Raw genomic sequence first — 15,996 nt, 5'->3', positions numbered from 1 at the left:
TCGGATATTCCCCAAACGGAAGAGGACGCGAAAGCGTCCTTTTTCTGCTTGTTCTACCCGATTGCTGCAAGTGGTGCCGAAACCGTTTAACCTGCTGACACGGCCGAATTCCGCATGCATTGCCATTGCCGCTTCCTTTCCGCGCTGTCCCCCAATCGCTCGCATGAATGACATCCATATTTCGATGAACGCTGTAAGATTGAGATGTTACGCTCGTTCCAACAAGCAAGAGGGGGAAACGAGAAATGCATCCTATACGACACGGCATGCTGGTCCTTATGGCGACCGCGATGATGGGCTCTTCCTTTGCGGTGGGCAAGTTGGGACTGGACTATGGCTCTCCGCTGCTGTTGGCCGGGATTCGCTTCACGCTCGCCGGCGTATTGATGGCTCTGTGGGTAGGAAGGAGAGGGCTACCGGGCTCGGCAACAGGCTGGACCAAGATCGCGGCGGTCGGCGCATGTCAGACGGCGGCGGTTATGGGCTGCATCTTCCTCAGCTTGCGGACGATCACGGCGGGGGAGTCTTCGATCCTCACATTCGCGAATCCGCTGCTCGTCGTCTTGTTCGGCGCGTGGCTGCTTCGGACGCGGTACCGGGCTTCGCAATGGCTCGGCGTCGTGATCGGCTTCGTAGGCGTAGCGGCTACCTTGGGGTTCCAGCTGCAGTTGAAGAGCGGGACGCTGCTAGGTCTGGGTTCGGCGATCGCTTGGGCATTCGCGACGATCCTCGTGGCCAAGTGGGGCTCCAAGCTGAACATCTGGGCGCTGACGGCCTATCAGATGCTGTTCGGCGGTCTGCTGTTGCTCATGATGGGCGTAACCCTGGAGACGCCGAGGCTGATTCTGACCGGGGCTTCGGTCGGCATCGTGCTCTACCTGGCGATTTTGGGCTCTATCGTTCAATTCACGACCTGGTATTACCTGTTGAACGCCGGGGATCCCGGCAAGACCAGCGCTTTTCTATTCCTGGCGCCGTTCTTCGGCGTCCTGTCCGGCTGGCTCCTCTTGCGGGAGGTCGTCCAATGGTATGTATACGCAGGCGGGTTCCTTATCCTCGTTGGGATCTTTCTAGTGAAGCGCCCGGCTTCGGGGAGAGAGCGGCGAACGGATCGGAAGCTGCAGACGAAGGCGCTCTAACGTCCGTCGAGAATAAACGCAGTCGCAAGCTCAAATACAGCGGTTGCGTTTTTTTGTTGCAAGGTACCTTGTGCGGCACAGTACTACGTGATAACATAGTACCGAAGGGAGCGGTCGCAAGGATGGATATGTCCGAATGGACCTCACAGGTTCGCCGCGGCTTGCTGGAGTATTGCATCCTGCAACTGATCGGGAAGGAACCGAGGTATGGCTACGAGCTGGTGACGCTGCTCTCGAGGTGGGAGCCGCTTGCCGTTACGGAGGGAACGCTCTACCCGCTGCTGCGTAGGCTGCTCAAGGATCAGATCATCGAATCGTATTGGCAGGAATCCGAATCCGGCCCGCCGCGGAAGTATTACCGGCTGACCGGTATCGGGATAAGCCTTATGGATATGATGTCGGCGGAGTGGCACAAGATCGGCGGAGCTGTCCGGCAAATCGAAACGTATGGAGGAGAACCGATATGATTACCCCTCAAGGAAAAGCCTATTTGGATAAGTTGTATCATTACCTGGAGAAGCTGCCCGAAACGGAGCGGCTCGACGCCGTGCGCGAGATCGAGAGCCACATCGTAGAAGGCGCGGCGAACGGCGAACCGGAAGGGGTCATTCTTGCCAGGCTTGGCGACCCGCGCAAGCTCGCTCGGGCTTATCGCAGCGAGCGCCTGATCGGGAGCGTGTCCATGCGTTCGTTCAAAGACGTGATGACGCTCGTGGGATTCTACTGCACGGCGGGCCTGCTGAGCGTGATGGTCGTGCCGGTGCTGGCGGTCCTCGCCTATGGCTTCGGATTCTGTTCCGTCTTGATCTTCCTGGCCGGCGTTATACGTACGTTCGGCGTCACTTGGATCAATATGTCCATCGCGCCGGGCATGGAGGTGCCGACGCTGTGGAGCATGGCTGTCGCGATCCCGGTCGGCGCCATCGTCGGCGGGATCGCATATATCAGCTGGAGAGGCTTGCGCAAGTACCTGACGTCCCTATCCGACCGCTACAGAGCGGTATTGCCGGTCAAGTCCATGCAGTCGAAGATGCGTCCGATGTGAGCACAAAAGCCCGTGCCAGCGCGAAGCTGGCACGGGCTTTGTCGTTCCGAACGCTCAGAAAGCGGCCGCAGGCGGTTCCCATTGATAGAGTCCGATCATGAGGCCGTCCTGAAAGCCGATCCTGCGGTAGACGGGCTCTCCCATCTTGGAGGCCTGAAGCACGGCCAAGGATGCGCCGGCGTCCCGGGCTTCCCGAACCGCGTGTACCGTAACGGCGCGCCCGATGCCTTTGCCGCGTACGGACGGGAGCGTTCCTACATTATAAATGCCGGCGACTTCGCCTTGGTTGAACGACGTAGCGATCGCGACGGGAACGCCGTCCAGCTCCGCGAGATACGAGACGGTCCTGCCGTCGCCCCGAAGCGCCTCGCCGGCGATGGCGTCGACGAGCAGCGCGTTCAAAGGGAGCGGCAAGCCGAACGTTTGGGCGGATACGGCCTTGTATACCTCGAATTCCTCCGCCTTCGTCAAGGAGGAGATCGCCAGCCCGGGGATCGCGGGCATCTCTTCCTTGAACTCCGCTAGCGCAAGCCCCATGCCGGGGATCCTGCCGCTCAGCGCGAAGCCGGTGCCGAGGAGTCTCTCGGCTAGCTCGGGGTTCTCTTCCCCGTCCCAGTCGATCCACATCATCGGCGATCCCCGCCGGGCATATCTTGCTTGTACTCTCTGGATGAGACTCGTCAGCGCCGCCGCAGTCAAATCCGTCGGCGTCTCGAGGATTCGGTTGAACATCGGATACGGCATGTCGGCCGAGATGCGGATCAACCGGCCGTCCCTTGTGCATTCGAAACCGGGAACGTGTCTGCCGAGCGCCGACATATAGGCGATCAGATTGTCTTTGGACGCGGTCTTCAACCGCTGAAGCGGGATGGACATGTTCGTGACACCTCGTTTCGGTAGGAGAGGGGACTTTTGCTTATGATGAACCGACCGCCGCCCGTCGGGCGGCTACGCGCGCGCTTACCTTGCGTTCAAGCGCGACGCTGCCCAGCGCGGCGACCAATCCGAGGACGGCCAGACCGGACGCCAGTAGAGGCACCTGGGACAGACCGGCATGGGTGATGACGACGCCGCCGAGATACGCGCCGCCGGCATTGCCGAGATTCAAGACGGAATGGCTGGAGGTCGACGCCAGCAGCGGCGCCTCATGCGCCAGATTCAGGATGCGCAGCTGGATGCCGGGGAGGATGCCGAAGGCGGCGATGCCCCAGACGAAGACGGTAACGACCGCGAGGACCGGTTCGCGGAATGCCAGGGTCAAGAGCGCGAGGATCACCGCCAGTGCGGCGAAGTTCGCGATCAAGGAAGGCATGAGCTTCCAATCCGCCAGCTTGCCGCCCAGCATATTGCCGATCGTGACGCCGATGCCGAACAGGACCAGGATCCAGGCGACGCTATGCTCCGCGAAGCCGCTGATCGATTCCAGGATGGGCGTGATATACGTGAAGAGCGCGAACAAGCTGCCGCAGCCCAGCGCGCCGGTGAGCAGGATCAGCAGCACCTGGGGGTTCAGCACGCCGCGGATCTCTTTGGCCAAGCTGGCGTGCCCGTCTTGACGGATGACGGGAATGAACCGGATGATCCCGACGAGCGCGACCAGCCCGAGCAGCGTGATCGCGCCGAACGAGGCGCGCCAGCCGAACTGCTGGCCGACGAAGGTGCCGAACGGGACGCCGACGATGTTCGCGATCGTCAAGCCGGCCAGAACGAGGGACACGGCGCCCGCGCGCTTCTCGGGCGGGACGAGGCGGGAGGCGATAATCGTGCCGACGCCGAGGAACGTGCCGTGCGAGAGCGCCGTCAGGACGCGGGCGGCGATGAGCAGCGGATAGGTCGGCGCGATCGCGGACACCAGGTTGCCGAAGATGAACATGCTCACGAGCAGGACGAGCAGCTTTTTCTGGGGCAGTCGATGGGTCAGGATGGTCAGCACGGGCGCGCCGGCCGCGACGCCCAGGGCATAACTCGTAATCAGCATGCCAGCTTGGGGGATGGTCACCTGGAGGTCATGCGCCACATTCGGCAGCAGGCCCATGATGACGAACTCGGTCATGCCGATCGCGAAGGCGCCGAGGGTCAGACACAAGAGCGGGAACGGAAAACGTGGCTTGTTCGAATTCGTGATTTCCATGCGGTACGGCCTCTCTCCTTGGATGAATCTGATCTATATATGTGGGCCATTGTAACACGATCTGCTTCGAGTGGATATAGGTAGCGGATGGCGGCGGAGGGAGATGAACCGCGGCGCACAGTGGCGGATGACAACGAACCGTCCCTTTGGAAAATGCCCCCCATCCATAAGGAAGCCCCTATCCACAGGAAAACCCCATCCACAGGAACCCCCCCCATATAGGAAAACCCTCATCCATAGGAAACCCTCATCCATAGGAAACCCTCATCCATAGGAAACCCTCATCCATAGGAAACCCCCATCCATACAGAGGCCCCGTCACAAGGAAGCCCCCATCCTTCCGCAAGGGGAAGAGACGGGGGCTTCGTCGGCGCCGTATCGGTTCGGAGCCGTGGCGACGATGACCGCAGCGGAGAGGTGCGAGGGCTGCGGCTGGCCATTACCGGCTAAGTTGCTTGCCGTTTAGGCCGCTTGCTGCTTGCTGACGTAGTAAGAGATGACGCTGATCGCAAGGATTGGGAGATACAGCGCGAACAGGAGCAGATGAAGCGCCGGCAGGCCGTCGCCGCTCGTGGCCTTCAAAAGGAATGTTCTCGCCTCTTCGTTCTTGATCAGCTCCAGCCCCGGCTGCAGCGCGAGCACGTCGGCAGAGACGATAAGTCCCAGCACGAGCAGCGTGATGGCGGCGACGACGAACTTCAGGCTCTTCGCATAGACGTCATGCTCGGCGTAGCGGGCCATCGCGATCCAGGCGACGGGCAGCGCGGTCAGCTGGAACCAGATGTTGTCGCCCGCGACCATGCTGATCAGCAGCGCGCCGGCCGAAGGGGCGAGCACGAGCCACAGCAGGCAGGCGCGAATGTCCGTCCTGGAGAAGCGGGTGTATTCCACGGCGGCCAGCAGGACGAGCGGGACGGCGAGCGCTGCGTTCACGAAGTGCGCGAACGGCGTGTCGCGCAGCAGCAGGGACAGCAGCATGACGATCGTGAGCCCGCCGATAATCCGGCGGTTCAGATTCATCTTGCGGACATACAGCCAGATGCAGAGGCTTGCGCTGAACAGCAGGAGCGGGAACGACATCGTGCTGAAGAAAGCCGACTTCTCCCCGAGCGATGCGCTGAACACGAAGAGCGCGGACAGGACGGCAAGCAGCCGGATCTCGACCGAGATGCGTTTGAGCCGCAGGAGCATGTGGACCTACCTCCCCAGGAATGAATGATACTAATTAACTATGCATGTCCGTCAGGAGACATGCTTGGAAGTGGAGAGGGGTTGTCCCGTTGGCGGGCGTCCGATCTCCATTCGAAGATGGATTTTTTCTTTCCCGTTTTACACTCCCTTAACCATTGCGCGCTATTCTAAAAACGAATAAAATTGAGCGTATATAAGCATAAACGTGCAATGCGCGCCGAGGCGCGCGCGAGAGGAGCAAGCGATCGAGTGCTGGCAGCGGAGAGAAAGAAACGAATTGTAGACTATGTTAGGCAATATCGGACGGCGACCGTGTCCGTCTTGGCCAAGGCGTTCAACGTGCACGAGGCGACGATTCGCAGGGACCTGGCGGAGATCGAGCAGGAAGGCATGCTGAAGCGTACGCACGGCGGCGTTATCGTGGAGCAGTGGACGCGCGACGAACCTTCGTTCAACGAGCGGACGAGCCAGCATCTCGACGAGAAGATGCGGATCGGGCAGCTGGCGGCCTCTCTGGTGGAAGACGGGGAGAACATCATTATCGATTCGGGGACGACGACGCTGCACCTCGCGCGTAACCTCGTGTACCGCTCGCGAATTACGGTCATCACGAACGACATGAACGTGGCGGCCGAGTTGCGCGACGCGCCAGGCGTGAAGGTGATCCTCACCGGCGGCGAGCTGTATCCGTCAAGCTATATGCTGAACGGCATGATTACGGACCAAGTGCTAAAGTCGCTGCATGTGGAGAAAGCGTTCATCGGCACGCCCGCGCTGCATCCGCAGCACGGACTCATGCATCCCGAAGCGTTGCTGGTCCCCGCCAAGCAAGCCATGATCCGGGCGGCGGGAGAGATCGTCGTCATGACGGATCATACGAAGATCGGCAAGGTCGCGCTTCACGAAGTCGTGCCGAACAGCGCGATCCACACGATCATCACGGGCGAGGAGATCGCCGAATCCGACACGAAGTCATTCGAAGAACAAGGCATCACGGTCTATCGTGCCGGAAAGGACAGCAAACATGTCTGATTCCACATCGAACATCCATGCGCAAGACAAGGAACTGCCGGAGGAGATGCGACGAAGACGGATGGGATCGGAGCAGCAAGAGGGGATGCACAGACGGATGGGGATGGAGCGGTTGGAGCTTCGCGCGGGCGCGATCCGGCTCGTGACGCCCTATCTGGCGGAGAAAGGCTACCGCCGCGTCGTGATCGTCGCGGATGCCCATACCTATGCGGCGGCGGGCAAGACGTTGGAGGAGGACCTGACCGCGGCGCGGATCGCTGCGCCGGTCTCGCGCATCAAGCCTAACGCCATCGGCGATGTTGTCGCGGACGAGGCTTCCATCGTTCAACTGCTGCTGGATATTCAGCAGCATCAAGCGGAGGCGGTAGTCGCTGCGGGCAGCGGTACGCTGCACGACATCGCGCGGTATGCCGCCTACACGGCCGGCATCCCCTTCGTCTCGGTACCGACGGCGCCTTCCGTGGACGGGTTCAACTCGAAGGGGGCGCCGCTCCTGATCCGGGGAGACAAGATCACGATCGGGGCGATCGGGCCGGATGCCATCTTTGCCGATCTGGACATTCTGGTGCAGGCGCCGCCTTCCCTGGTCGCCGCTGGGTTCGGCGATATGCTCGGCAAGCATACGTCGCTGTTCGATTGGCGGTTCGGCGCGCTCGCGGCGGGGGAGCCCTACCTGGAGGAGGCGGCGGTCATGACGCGCTCGGCGCTCCGGCAATGCATGGATCAGGCGGGCCTCATCGCGAAGCGTGACGAGGAAGGCATCGCCGTGCTGACCGGCGCGCTGATCGAGTCGGGATTCGCCATGCTGCTGTTCGGCCAGTCGCATCCGGCATCGGGCGCGGAGCATCATCTCTCCCACTACTGGGAGATGGAGTGCATCCGCCAGGGCCGCAAGCAGTTGCTTCACGGCGCGAAGGTCGGCGTCGCCTGCATCGAGATCTCGAAGCTGTATCATCGCCTCGCCGAAGAAGGCGCGGGCAGATGGAGCGGCCGCGAGCGTATCGGCGGGCAATGGGAAGAGATCGCGGCGCTGATCGGACAGATCCCGGATGCCGAGACGCTCGTCGGGGTGCTGCGTACCGTCGGAGGACCGACTTCGCCCGCGGATCTCGGGATCAGCGAAGAGCTCGTCGCGCGCAGCCTGCGCGAAGCGCACCATATCCGCCCGAATCGGTACACGCTGCTGCATGCGTACAATGAGGCGTAGGGACACGTCCTGCTCTGACGCTATGTGATGCGAAGGCCAGGCTGCAACTGCGCTGATCTGCCCTATGAGAAGCAGAAGCGAGTCTGCAATCTGCGCGGCGAAGGCCGGAATTCGATAATAAGTTGCAAAAGTACATCTAATTTGAAGGAATTGGGGGCAAATAAGTGATTTAGTTGCAAACGTACATCTTTTTGGCCCGATTTGCCCCAATTATCCGAATTCGTGCCAAATAAGTTGTACAAATGCAACGAATGTCCCTCATGATCGTCTTCAAGCCCAAATTACTTGTACAAATGCAACTTATGGATAGAAGAGTCCGTTTTGCGATAACCGCGAGCGGTAGATGCCGCCATTCCGAAAAAGCGCCCTGAGGTGCTTTTTTATTTCCGCCACGCCACCACTTCAAGGAACTACGTACGCAACCACGTCACGCAACTACATCAAGGAACCACGTCACGTAACTCGTCACGCAACTCGTCAGTCAACTCGTCACGCAATCACATCTATCAAACCACTCTCTCAACATGTCTCTCAACCAAGCCTCTCAACTTTATCTCTCAAGACCTCGTCTCTCAACCTTATCTATCAACCCCGACTCTCAATCTCACCTCTCAACCTCATCTCTCAACCAAGCCACTCAACCAAGCCACTCAACCTCATCTCAAAAACCATCTCTCAGCCCATCTCTCAAGACCTCGCCTCTACACCCTGCCACGCAATCTTGCTTCTCATCCTCCACCTGCGAAAGTTCGTTCGATTTTGCTGTAGCTTTCGCTCGAATTTGCTCATTTTAACATCCGATTTATCTCGCGCTGATACTCGCATGACAGTCGACCCCTACAATCAAAAGTATAAAAACGAACATAAACGATCAAATAATGCGCGAAATATGCGCGAAGATGCGCGAGTGAAGCGAGGAGTAGGGAGGGGCGAGATTGGCATCTATCGAGTTCGTACACGTGACGAAATCGTTCGAGAAGAGCAACATCATCGAGAATCTGAATCTTACGATCGAAGAGGGCAAATTCACGGTGCTCGTCGGGCCGTCCGGGTGCGGCAAGACGACGCTGCTGCGCATGATCGCGGGCATCGGGCCGCAGACGTCGGGGGAAGTGCGCATCGGCGGCAAGGACGTGACCCGCGTCGCGCCGGGCAAGCGGGGCGTCGCCATGGTGTTCCAGAACTATGCGATCTATCCGACGATGACCGTGCGGGACAATATCGAATTCGGCTTGAAGAACAATCGCGTCCCCAAGGTCGAGCGCACCCGCCTCGTCGAGACGATCGGCGCTACCGTCGGTCTGGGCGGCTATCTGGACCGGATGCCGTCCACGCTGTCCGGCGGGCAGCGGCAGCGCGTCGCGCTCGCCCGCGCGATGGTGAAGCAGCCGTCCGTCTTCTTGATGGACGAGCCGCTCTCGAATCTGGACGCGAAGCTGCGCGCGCAGATGCGCATCGAGCTGATCGAGCTGCACAAGAAGCTGGGCGCCACCTTCGTCTACGTGACGCACGATCAGGTCGAAGCCATGTCGATGGCGGATACGATCGTGCTGATGAACGAAGGCATCATCCAGCAGGAGGCGCCGCCTGAGGTCATCTACCGCGATCCGGCCAATCTGTTCGCGGCTCAGTTTATCGGCGTGCCGCCGATGAATGTGGGCGAGCTGCACGTGGACGGCGTGCGCTTCGGGTTCCGGCCCGAGAGCGCGAGCCTCCGCGCGGCGCCGTTCGAAGCGGATCGCGAACTTGCAGCGGCGGCCAGCGGTACTGCTGCGTACGGCAAGCCAAAGCAGGGTCTCCATGCCAACGCCGCCATCACGCAGCACGACCCAGCCGCAGCAGCCAACGCCGCCATCGCGCAGCACGACCCAACCGCAGCAGCCAACGCCGCCATCACGCAGCACGACACAGCCGCAGCCGCCAACGCCGCTATCGCGCAGCACGACCCAGCCGCAGCAGCCAACGCCGCTATCGCGCAGCACGACCCAGCCGCAGCAACCAACGCCGCCATCACGCAGCACGACCCAGCCGCAGCCGCCAACGCCGCTATCGTTCAGCTCGAAGCAGCCGACGCTGCGCACGTGGCCTCCGGCTCCTCGCCGACCGCGACGACGCCGGACGACCCACATCGCGCTGCGGCTTCGCTCCCTGCGGACCCGATCGCGGCGTCCGGCGGCGGCCAGCCGCACTACGTCATCCGCGGACGCATCGCGACCCGCGAGATGCTGGGCGCGGAGACGATCTACCAAGTGCGCGGCTACGAGAATCCCGCCCTGGCGTTCATGGTGAAGTGCTTCTCCGATCCGTTCGCGGTGGATCAAGCGGTCGAGCTCGGCGTGCCGGCGGACAAGCTGTTCTTCTTCGATGCCCAAGGCGACCGGATCCGCCGGGATCATCCGAAGCACGGCGCCTACCTCGAGGCGCTGCGCAGAGGGCCGTCCGATGCCTAACCGCGGCTGGTGGGCGCTGCTGCGCCCGTACGTCATGATCGCGCCGGCGATGGCGGGGATCGGATTGTTCGTGATCTATCCGATCTTCTACCTGATCAAGCTCAGCTTCTACAAATACAACCTGATGAACAAGGCGAAGAGCAAATATATCGGCTTCGACAACTATCAGAAGATTTTCACGCGGGACGACTTCTACCAGGCGCTGGGCAATACGGCCGTCTATACGGTAGGCGTCGTCGCCGGCACGATGCTGCTCTCGCTCCTCGTCGCGCTCTGGCTGAAGCGGAAGACGCGGTGGAACCGGATCGTGCAAGCGGGCATCTTCACCCCGCACATCGTGTCCATCGTCTCGATCGCGCTGCTGTGGATGTGGCTGATGGAGCCGAATCAAGGCTTATTGAACTTCCTGCTGAAGCTGTTCGGCCTCCCGCCGTCGGCCTGGCTGCAGAGTTCGAAGACGGCGCTGCTGTCCGTCATCCTCGTCTCGGTGTGGCAGAGCATCGGCTACTACACGCTGATCATCGTAGCCGCGCTTCAGAGTATCCCGCCGACGATCTACGAAGCGGCGGCGCTCGACAATGCGAGCAGAGCCAAAGTGTTTTTCCGGATCACGCTTCCGCTCCTCTCTCCGCAGCTCTTCTTCATCCTGGTCATCATGACGATCGGTTCCTTCAAAGTGTTCGACACGGTGCAGGTGATGACGGGCGGCGGCCCGAACGGCGCGACGAGCACGATCGTGTACTATATCTACCAATTCCGCACGACCAATATCGGCTACTCGGCCGCGACCGGCGTAGTGCTCATGGCGATCATCGGCCTGCTGACCTTTCTTTACTTCCGGTTGCTGGCACGCAAGGTGCACTATCAATGACCGGTCCGCGAACGCCCGCGAGCGCCGATCCCGGCCAGGAAGGAGCATAACCGTTGAATCCGGAATACGAACGCCATCCCATCCGCTCGATCGCAGATTATGCGCTCAAGGGCGCCGTCGTGCTCGTCTTCGTCTTTCCGTTCCTCTGGATGATCTCGACGTCGCTTCAGACGTTTCGCGAGACGATGGCATTCCCGCCGACGTGGATCCCGGCTTCCCCGCAATGGACGAACTTCTCCCATGCGATGCAAGCGGGCCCGTTCCTGACGTACGCGCGCAATTCGATCGTCGTCACGGCATCGATCATCGCGCTTCAATTGCTCGTGATGATCCCGGCGGCGTACGCGTTCGCCAAATACCGTTTTCCCGGCAGGAACATCCTGTTCGGACTCGTGCTGCTGGCGTTCATGATCCCGGGTCAGGTCACCTTTATCCCGGTGTACCTGATGCTCGCGGACTGGGGGTTGATCAAGACGCTGCTGCCGCAGATTCTGCCGTTCCTGTCGAGCGCGTTCGGCATCTTCCTCCTCCGCCAATACTTCATGCAGATTCCGGAAGAGATCATCGAGGCGGCGCGGCTGGACAATGCCAGCGAAGCGAAGATCGTCCGGCGCGTCATGATCCCGATGTCGAAGCCGGCGCTCGCGACCATCGCGCTGTTCAGCTTCGTCAGCCATTGGAACGACTACTTCTGGCCGCTCATCATGACGGATTCGAACGCGGTGCGGCCGCTGACGCTCGGCATCGCGATGCTGCGGGAGACGGAAGGCATCAGCAACTGGCACATCCTCATGGCGGGCAACGTGGTGCTCGTCGTCCCGATCCTCATCGTCTATCTGTTTTGCTCCCAGCAGATCGTCAAAGCATTCGTCTATTCGGGGATCAAGTGAATCGGCGAGATCCCTTGGCATAGAGATCCGAATTAACATTCATGGAGGGGTTCAAAAGTGGCAAACAAGATTCGCGGGGTATTGGCCGCAACAGCGTTAATGGGGGTACTCGCCGGCTGCGGCGGAGGCAATGGCAACAACGCGGCGCCGAACGATGCGAACCAGGGGGCATCGAGCTCGCCCAGCGCAAGCGCGTCCGCATCGGCTTCGCCGTCCGCGGAAGCAACTGGAGGCGGCAAGACGACGGTGCAGTTCTGGCATTCCCTAGGCGGCAAGAACGGCGAATACATGGACGCGCTCATCAAGCGCTTCAACGACTCGCACCCGGATATCGAGGTGGTCGGCACGTTCCAAGGCGGCTACGACGAGACGGTGACGAAGCTGCAGCAGGCGATCGCGTCGAACACCGCGCCGGACGTCAGCATGCTGGAGCGGGCATACGTGCAGATGTTCGCCGACTCGGATGTGCTGGAGGACATGAAGCCCTATCTGGACAAGTCGGGCATGAGCCCGGACGACTTTACCGCGGGCCTCATGGGCCACTCGTACTTCGATAACAAGCTGGTATCGCTGCCGCTGAACCGTTCGACGCCCATCCTGCACGTGAACAAGACGCTGCTCGACGCAAAGGGGCTCTCCGTCCCGAAGACGTGGGACGAGCTGAAGACGGCCGCGAACGCGCTGGCGGACAAGGGCAAAGGACAATACGGCCTGACGATGCCTTATGATACCTGGTACCAGCTCGCGATGATCACCCAAGCCGGCGGCAAGTTCTTCAACGACGACAAGACGTCGGTGGACTTCATCGACAACGGCGTCGGGGAGAAAGTATTCGCCTACCTGAAGGACCTGCAGAATGCCGGCGCCTTCTACTATCCGCCGCAGCAGGATTCCGGCAACATCGTCAACAAGATGTTCACCGAAGGCAAGGTCGCGATGATGTATCAATCGACAGGCTCCATCGGCGGCCTGATGGAAGCCGTCAACTTCGACTACGTGACGGCGTTCCTGCCGAAGGATCAAGAATACGCCAACCCGACGGGCGGCGCGAACGTCACGATCCTGTCCGGTTCGAAGAACAAGGATGCCGCATGGGAGTTCATCCGCTGGATGGATACCGATCCGCAGGGCGCCCAGCAGTTCATCGTGCAGTCGGGGTATCTGCCGTTCACGAAGGCGATGGTCGATTCCCAGGAGATCAAGGATCTGTGGGCGAAGGAGCCGAACCGCAAGGTCGCCTACGATCAGCTGCAGTATGCCGTGGACACGAACATGGACGTCGCTTGGCCCGAAGTCATGCACGAGTTCTTCTCGGCGATCGAAGCGATTATGTATGACAGCAAGGATATCAAGAGCACGCTGGCGACATTCAAGAAGGAAGCGGACCGCATCCTTAACCAATAAGAGACCGATCGGAGGCGACAAGCATGGCGACCATAGAACGTCTGACCGACGAATCGCGAATCGTCGTGGCAGGCCATCGGGGCTACAAAGCGGCCTATCCCGAGAATACGCTGCTGGCGTTCGAGGAAGCGTTGAAGCGGGGCGTCGATATGCTGGAGTTCGACCTGCGGATGTCCAAGGATGGCGTCACCGTAGTCATCCATGACGATACGGTCGACCGCACGACCGACGGCACGGGGAGCGTGAATGAATTAACCCTCGCGGAGCTGAAAAGGCTAGATGCCGGCGGCTGGTTCGGGCGGTCGTTCGAAGGCTTGCGCATCCCGACGTTCGCGGAGCTGTGCGAGCTGATGGCGGCTTATCCGGATACGCTGCTGAACGTGGAGATCAAGCCGAGCGAGCAGGCGCGGGCAATCGCGGACAAGGTCGTCCCGATGCTGGAGGCTTCCGGACTCCTCGCGCGATGCGTGTTCACCTGCTTCGATGCCGGCATCATCGCCTATCTGCACGAAGTGCACGGCGTGAAGACGCAGGGATTTCCCGCGGCGCTCATGTCGAATTTCGAGCATGGGGAGGCCGGCACCTACGCGAAAATGTGGGCGGTCGGCCTGCCGATGAAGCTGCTGACGTCCGAGCTCGTCGCGCAGATGCGCAGCCTAGGGCTGCTGGCCTGGTGTTACTGCCCCGACGACGAGGAGCAAGTGGATTACGCGCTGTCCTGCGGCGTCTCGCTAATGACGGTCAACGACATTCTGCCGGCGCTGCGCAGGCGGGCGTCGGATCGCATCGCAGCGGTTTAACGGCGCCGACGCTTCTCCAACTCATCGGTCGACTCAGAAAGCCTGGCTGCCCGTGAGGTGCACCTCTTAGAATAGACATTGGAACAACCCCCGGTTATTCCGATGATTTCTAAGGGGTGCATTTTTATGGCGACTTTGGGACAAAAGTTCAAATTTCTATTCGGAAGTGATAGAAAGAGGCTGTGCGTTTACATGTAGAAGAAGGGTGGACCTATCGACAGATTACGAGTAACCGCCAACAGCGCGAGATATCCGGGAATATCAATCCACCTCGTGTGGAATAGCGTATTTATCGGATGTGCTTCTGATATAATGAAGAATAGAACAGTATGCGGAAGGAATAGTGAAATATATGTTCGAGAAAATTGACGCAATGCGCAAACTAGTGGATGCGCGGCGCCCGCTTCATCCGGACATCATGAATACACTCGCTCAAAAGTTCCGCGAAGAATGGACGTATCATTCGAACGCCATAGAGGGAAACACCTTTACCATTCAAGAGACCGCATTTTTCCTACGGGAAGGTCTCACGGTCAAGGGCAAATCGCTCCGAGAGCATCTTGAGATTGTTAACCATGCCGAAGCAATCGACTTCTTGCGAGAAGGTATCGAGCAAAGGGAATTGACTGAAGGAATGATTAAGGAATTCCATGCGATTCTCTTTCAAGGCGTCCGAGATATCGATTTTTCACCGGGCGAGTACAAGAAAGAAGATAACCACGTTCTAACCTTGTCAGGCGTTATTCATCATTATACCCCTGCTATTCATGTCACATCTGAAATGGAAGCATTAATTCAGTGGTATGACGGTATGAGGAATGCGATGCACCCCATAGAACTGGCGGCAGTATTCCACCATAAATTAACAGCTATACATCCCTTCAATGACGGGAACGGCAGAGTAAGTCGGCTTGCGATGAATGTCATCCTGATGAAGACAGGTTACCCGCCTGCGATTATTAGGAATGAAAACCGTGACATCTACTACACCGCTTTGGAGAAGGCTGATCATGGGGATCTCCAGCCGATCATGGACTTGATTGCTGCTGAAGTGAAACACAATCTCGAAGTCATGCTATCGGTGTGAATCGCCTGGCATCCGCGGTATTGGATCGTTCGAGATCGGGGACATGGTGGGACAGCCTTGAAGTTCGGTGCACGAGCCAGCACCCCTCGCGTCATCGTGGGCGAGCTTGGGCGGATGCTCAACCCATCTTTCGTCCAACCAGGCTTGACCCTAACACTGTTGTCAGGGTTTATAATATTTGTATAATCTGCTAGAAAGGAAAAAAGATACGTTATGGATATTACGCCACAAGAAGAAAACATGATTAAGGCTCTCCGTGAGGTAGCATTACCTCCTTTATTTGTGCTCATACGAATTAGAAATGATATTTCAAATGACACTGTAAATATCGAAGAGAGCCGAAGAGATGACGTCGTAAAAACATTAGAGAAATACATCAGCCCGCTTTGGGAAGACTATCATGAGGGGAAAAATGCACAAGTAATAGAAGAATGAACCGCCGCATTGGGCGGTTTTTCTTTTGGACAAAAATCAACGCTCAAAGGTTCGATAGGAGAACGGTAGCGGGGGCCGAAGGCCGGAGGGTCATCTTCGAGGGGGTCCGACCGAACTCGCCAAACATCCGGAATCGGCGACGGACCGCTATTTGAGGCGACATTTGGCGGCAAAGCAGCCACTTCGAATCATTCCAATCTTCCTATCCATGGCTCTATGAAAAAAAGTTGGAAAATATTTCTCGAAATCTGTTGACGTCCGATGTCGGACATTCTATAATCATGTCAGGAAGTTAGAAAATGTTGGTAGATCAT

At 59.1% G+C, this 15,996-nt stretch carries 15 protein-coding genes and 1 pseudogene; 13 read left to right on the top strand and 3 right to left on the bottom strand.

What is annotated here, in order from left to right; genetic code table 11:
- Positions 1 to 245 precede the first annotated feature (245 nt).
- From H7C19_RS23465 to H7C19_RS23455, 3 genes are all read left to right on the top strand, one after another.
- A complete protein-coding gene (locus H7C19_RS23465) occupies positions 246 to 1,139 on the top strand; it encodes a DMT family transporter (RefSeq protein ID WP_185671508.1) in 894 nt (297 codons plus the stop codon).
- A 128-nt stretch (positions 1,140 to 1,267) separates the two neighbouring features.
- Complete coding sequence (locus tag H7C19_RS23460) at positions 1,268 to 1,606, top strand: PadR family transcriptional regulator (RefSeq protein ID WP_246469704.1); 339 nt, start codon at positions 1,268 to 1,270, stop codon at positions 1,604 to 1,606.
- A 23-nt stretch (positions 1,607 to 1,629) separates the two neighbouring features.
- On the top strand, positions 1,630 to 2,184 hold the full coding sequence (locus tag H7C19_RS23455; protein ID WP_246469703.1) for a DUF1700 domain-containing protein: 555 nt from the start codon (positions 1,630 to 1,632) through the stop codon (positions 2,182 to 2,184).
- Between the two features lie 54 nt (positions 2,185 to 2,238).
- Here the strand turns inward: H7C19_RS23455 and H7C19_RS23450 are convergent, their stop codons facing one another.
- The 3 genes from H7C19_RS23450 to H7C19_RS23440 all read right to left on the bottom strand — a co-directional run bounded on the left by H7C19_RS23450 (position 2,239) and on the right by H7C19_RS23440 (position 5,506).
- On the bottom strand, positions 2,239 to 3,060 hold the full coding sequence (locus H7C19_RS23450) for a GNAT family N-acetyltransferase (RefSeq protein WP_185671505.1): 822 nt from the start codon (positions 3,058 to 3,060) through the stop codon (positions 2,239 to 2,241).
- Between the two features lie 40 nt (positions 3,061 to 3,100).
- Positions 3,101 to 4,315 (bottom strand): MFS transporter, encoded by a 1,215-nt coding sequence (locus H7C19_RS23445; RefSeq protein WP_185671504.1) that lies wholly within the window; start codon positions 4,313 to 4,315, stop codon positions 3,101 to 3,103.
- A 462-nt stretch (positions 4,316 to 4,777) separates the two neighbouring features.
- A complete protein-coding gene (locus H7C19_RS23440; protein WP_185671503.1) occupies positions 4,778 to 5,506 on the bottom strand; it encodes a hypothetical protein in 729 nt (242 codons plus the stop codon).
- A 249-nt stretch (positions 5,507 to 5,755) separates the two neighbouring features.
- Here H7C19_RS23440 and H7C19_RS23435 point away from each other — a divergent pair, with 249 nt between their 5' ends.
- The 10 genes and pseudogenes from H7C19_RS23435 to H7C19_RS23395 all read left to right on the top strand — a co-directional run bounded on the left by H7C19_RS23435 (position 5,756) and on the right by H7C19_RS23395 (position 15,682).
- Entirely contained in the window at positions 5,756 to 6,538 is a 783-nt protein-coding gene (locus H7C19_RS23435; protein WP_185671502.1) for a DeoR/GlpR family DNA-binding transcription regulator, read from the top strand.
- Complete coding sequence (locus H7C19_RS23430) at positions 6,531 to 7,745, top strand: sn-glycerol-1-phosphate dehydrogenase (RefSeq protein ID WP_313731990.1); 1,215 nt, start codon at positions 6,531 to 6,533, stop codon at positions 7,743 to 7,745. The genes H7C19_RS23435 and H7C19_RS23430 overlap by 8 nt, the downstream gene beginning before the upstream one ends.
- Before the next feature lie 935 nt (positions 7,746 to 8,680).
- Positions 8,681 to 9,481: pseudogene (locus tag H7C19_RS23425) on the top strand (ABC transporter ATP-binding protein); the annotation flags it as partial.
- Positions 9,482 to 9,826: 345 nt separating this feature from the next.
- Positions 9,827 to 10,195 (top strand): TOBE domain-containing protein, encoded by a 369-nt coding sequence (locus H7C19_RS35765; RefSeq protein WP_376775410.1) that lies wholly within the window; start codon positions 9,827 to 9,829, stop codon positions 10,193 to 10,195.
- The gene (locus tag H7C19_RS23420) at positions 10,188 to 11,066 is read left to right on the top strand and encodes a carbohydrate ABC transporter permease (protein ID WP_246469702.1); all 879 of its coding nucleotides are present in this window, start codon (positions 10,188 to 10,190) and stop codon (positions 11,064 to 11,066) included. The genes H7C19_RS35765 and H7C19_RS23420 overlap by 8 nt, the downstream gene beginning before the upstream one ends.
- A 149-nt stretch (positions 11,067 to 11,215) precedes the next feature.
- On the top strand, positions 11,216 to 11,956 hold the full coding sequence (locus H7C19_RS23415; protein WP_185671683.1) for a carbohydrate ABC transporter permease: 741 nt from the start codon (positions 11,216 to 11,218) through the stop codon (positions 11,954 to 11,956).
- Between the two features lie 99 nt (positions 11,957 to 12,055).
- Positions 12,056 to 13,360 carry an ABC transporter substrate-binding protein gene (locus tag H7C19_RS23410; protein WP_185671682.1) on the top strand — a complete coding sequence of 435 codons (1,305 nt, stop codon included), beginning with the start codon at positions 12,056 to 12,058 and terminating at the stop codon, positions 13,358 to 13,360.
- Between the two features lie 23 nt (positions 13,361 to 13,383).
- Positions 13,384 to 14,160 (top strand): glycerophosphodiester phosphodiesterase family protein, encoded by a 777-nt coding sequence (locus H7C19_RS23405; protein WP_185671501.1) that lies wholly within the window; start codon positions 13,384 to 13,386, stop codon positions 14,158 to 14,160.
- 373 nt (positions 14,161 to 14,533) lie between these two features.
- Entirely contained in the window at positions 14,534 to 15,247 is a 714-nt protein-coding gene (locus H7C19_RS23400) for a Fic family protein (RefSeq protein WP_246469700.1), read from the top strand.
- 213 nt (positions 15,248 to 15,460) lie between these two features.
- Positions 15,461 to 15,682, top strand: a complete 222-nt coding sequence (locus H7C19_RS23395; RefSeq protein ID WP_185671499.1) for a hypothetical protein — start codon at positions 15,461 to 15,463, stop codon at positions 15,680 to 15,682.
- The last annotated feature ends 314 nt before the right edge of the window (positions 15,683 to 15,996 follow it).

It is taken from the genome of Cohnella nanjingensis (assembly GCF_014212125.1).
GTDB lineage: Bacteria > Bacillota > Bacilli > Paenibacillales > Paenibacillaceae > Cohnella > Cohnella nanjingensis.
The sequence above is the reverse complement of the archived record's forward strand: the minus strand, read 5'-3'. Positions and strand labels throughout refer to the sequence as shown.

Excerpts from the sequence above, each read along its gene's own strand:
- H7C19_RS23465 (WP_185671508.1), top strand. The coding sequence starts at position 246 with ATGCATCCTATACGACACGGCATGCTGGTCCTTATGGCGACCGCGATG.
- H7C19_RS23460 (WP_246469704.1), top strand. The coding sequence starts at position 1,268 with ATGTCCGAATGGACCTCACAGGTTCGCCGCGGCTTGCTGGAGTATTGC.
- H7C19_RS23450 (WP_185671505.1), bottom strand. The coding sequence starts at position 3,060 with ATGTCCATCCCGCTTCAGCGGTTGAAGACCGCGTCCAAAGACAATCTG.
- H7C19_RS23445 (WP_185671504.1), bottom strand. The coding sequence starts at position 4,315 with ATGGAAATCACGAATTCGAACAAGCCACGTTTTCCGTTCCCGCTCTTG.
- H7C19_RS23440 (WP_185671503.1), bottom strand. The coding sequence starts at position 5,506 with ATGCTCCTGCGGCTCAAACGCATCTCGGTCGAGATCCGGCTGCTTGCC.
- H7C19_RS23430 (WP_313731990.1), top strand. The coding sequence starts at position 6,531 with ATGTCTGATTCCACATCGAACATCCATGCGCAAGACAAGGAACTGCCG.
- H7C19_RS23420 (WP_246469702.1), top strand. The coding sequence starts at position 10,188 with ATGCCTAACCGCGGCTGGTGGGCGCTGCTGCGCCCGTACGTCATGATC.
- H7C19_RS23415 (WP_185671683.1), top strand. The coding sequence starts at position 11,216 with ATGATCTCGACGTCGCTTCAGACGTTTCGCGAGACGATGGCATTCCCG.
- H7C19_RS23410 (WP_185671682.1), top strand. The coding sequence starts at position 12,056 with ATGGGGGTACTCGCCGGCTGCGGCGGAGGCAATGGCAACAACGCGGCG.
- H7C19_RS23405 (WP_185671501.1), top strand. The coding sequence starts at position 13,384 with ATGGCGACCATAGAACGTCTGACCGACGAATCGCGAATCGTCGTGGCA.
- H7C19_RS23400 (WP_246469700.1), top strand. The coding sequence starts at position 14,534 with ATGCGCAAACTAGTGGATGCGCGGCGCCCGCTTCATCCGGACATCATG.
- H7C19_RS23395 (WP_185671499.1), top strand. The coding sequence starts at position 15,461 with ATGGATATTACGCCACAAGAAGAAAACATGATTAAGGCTCTCCGTGAG.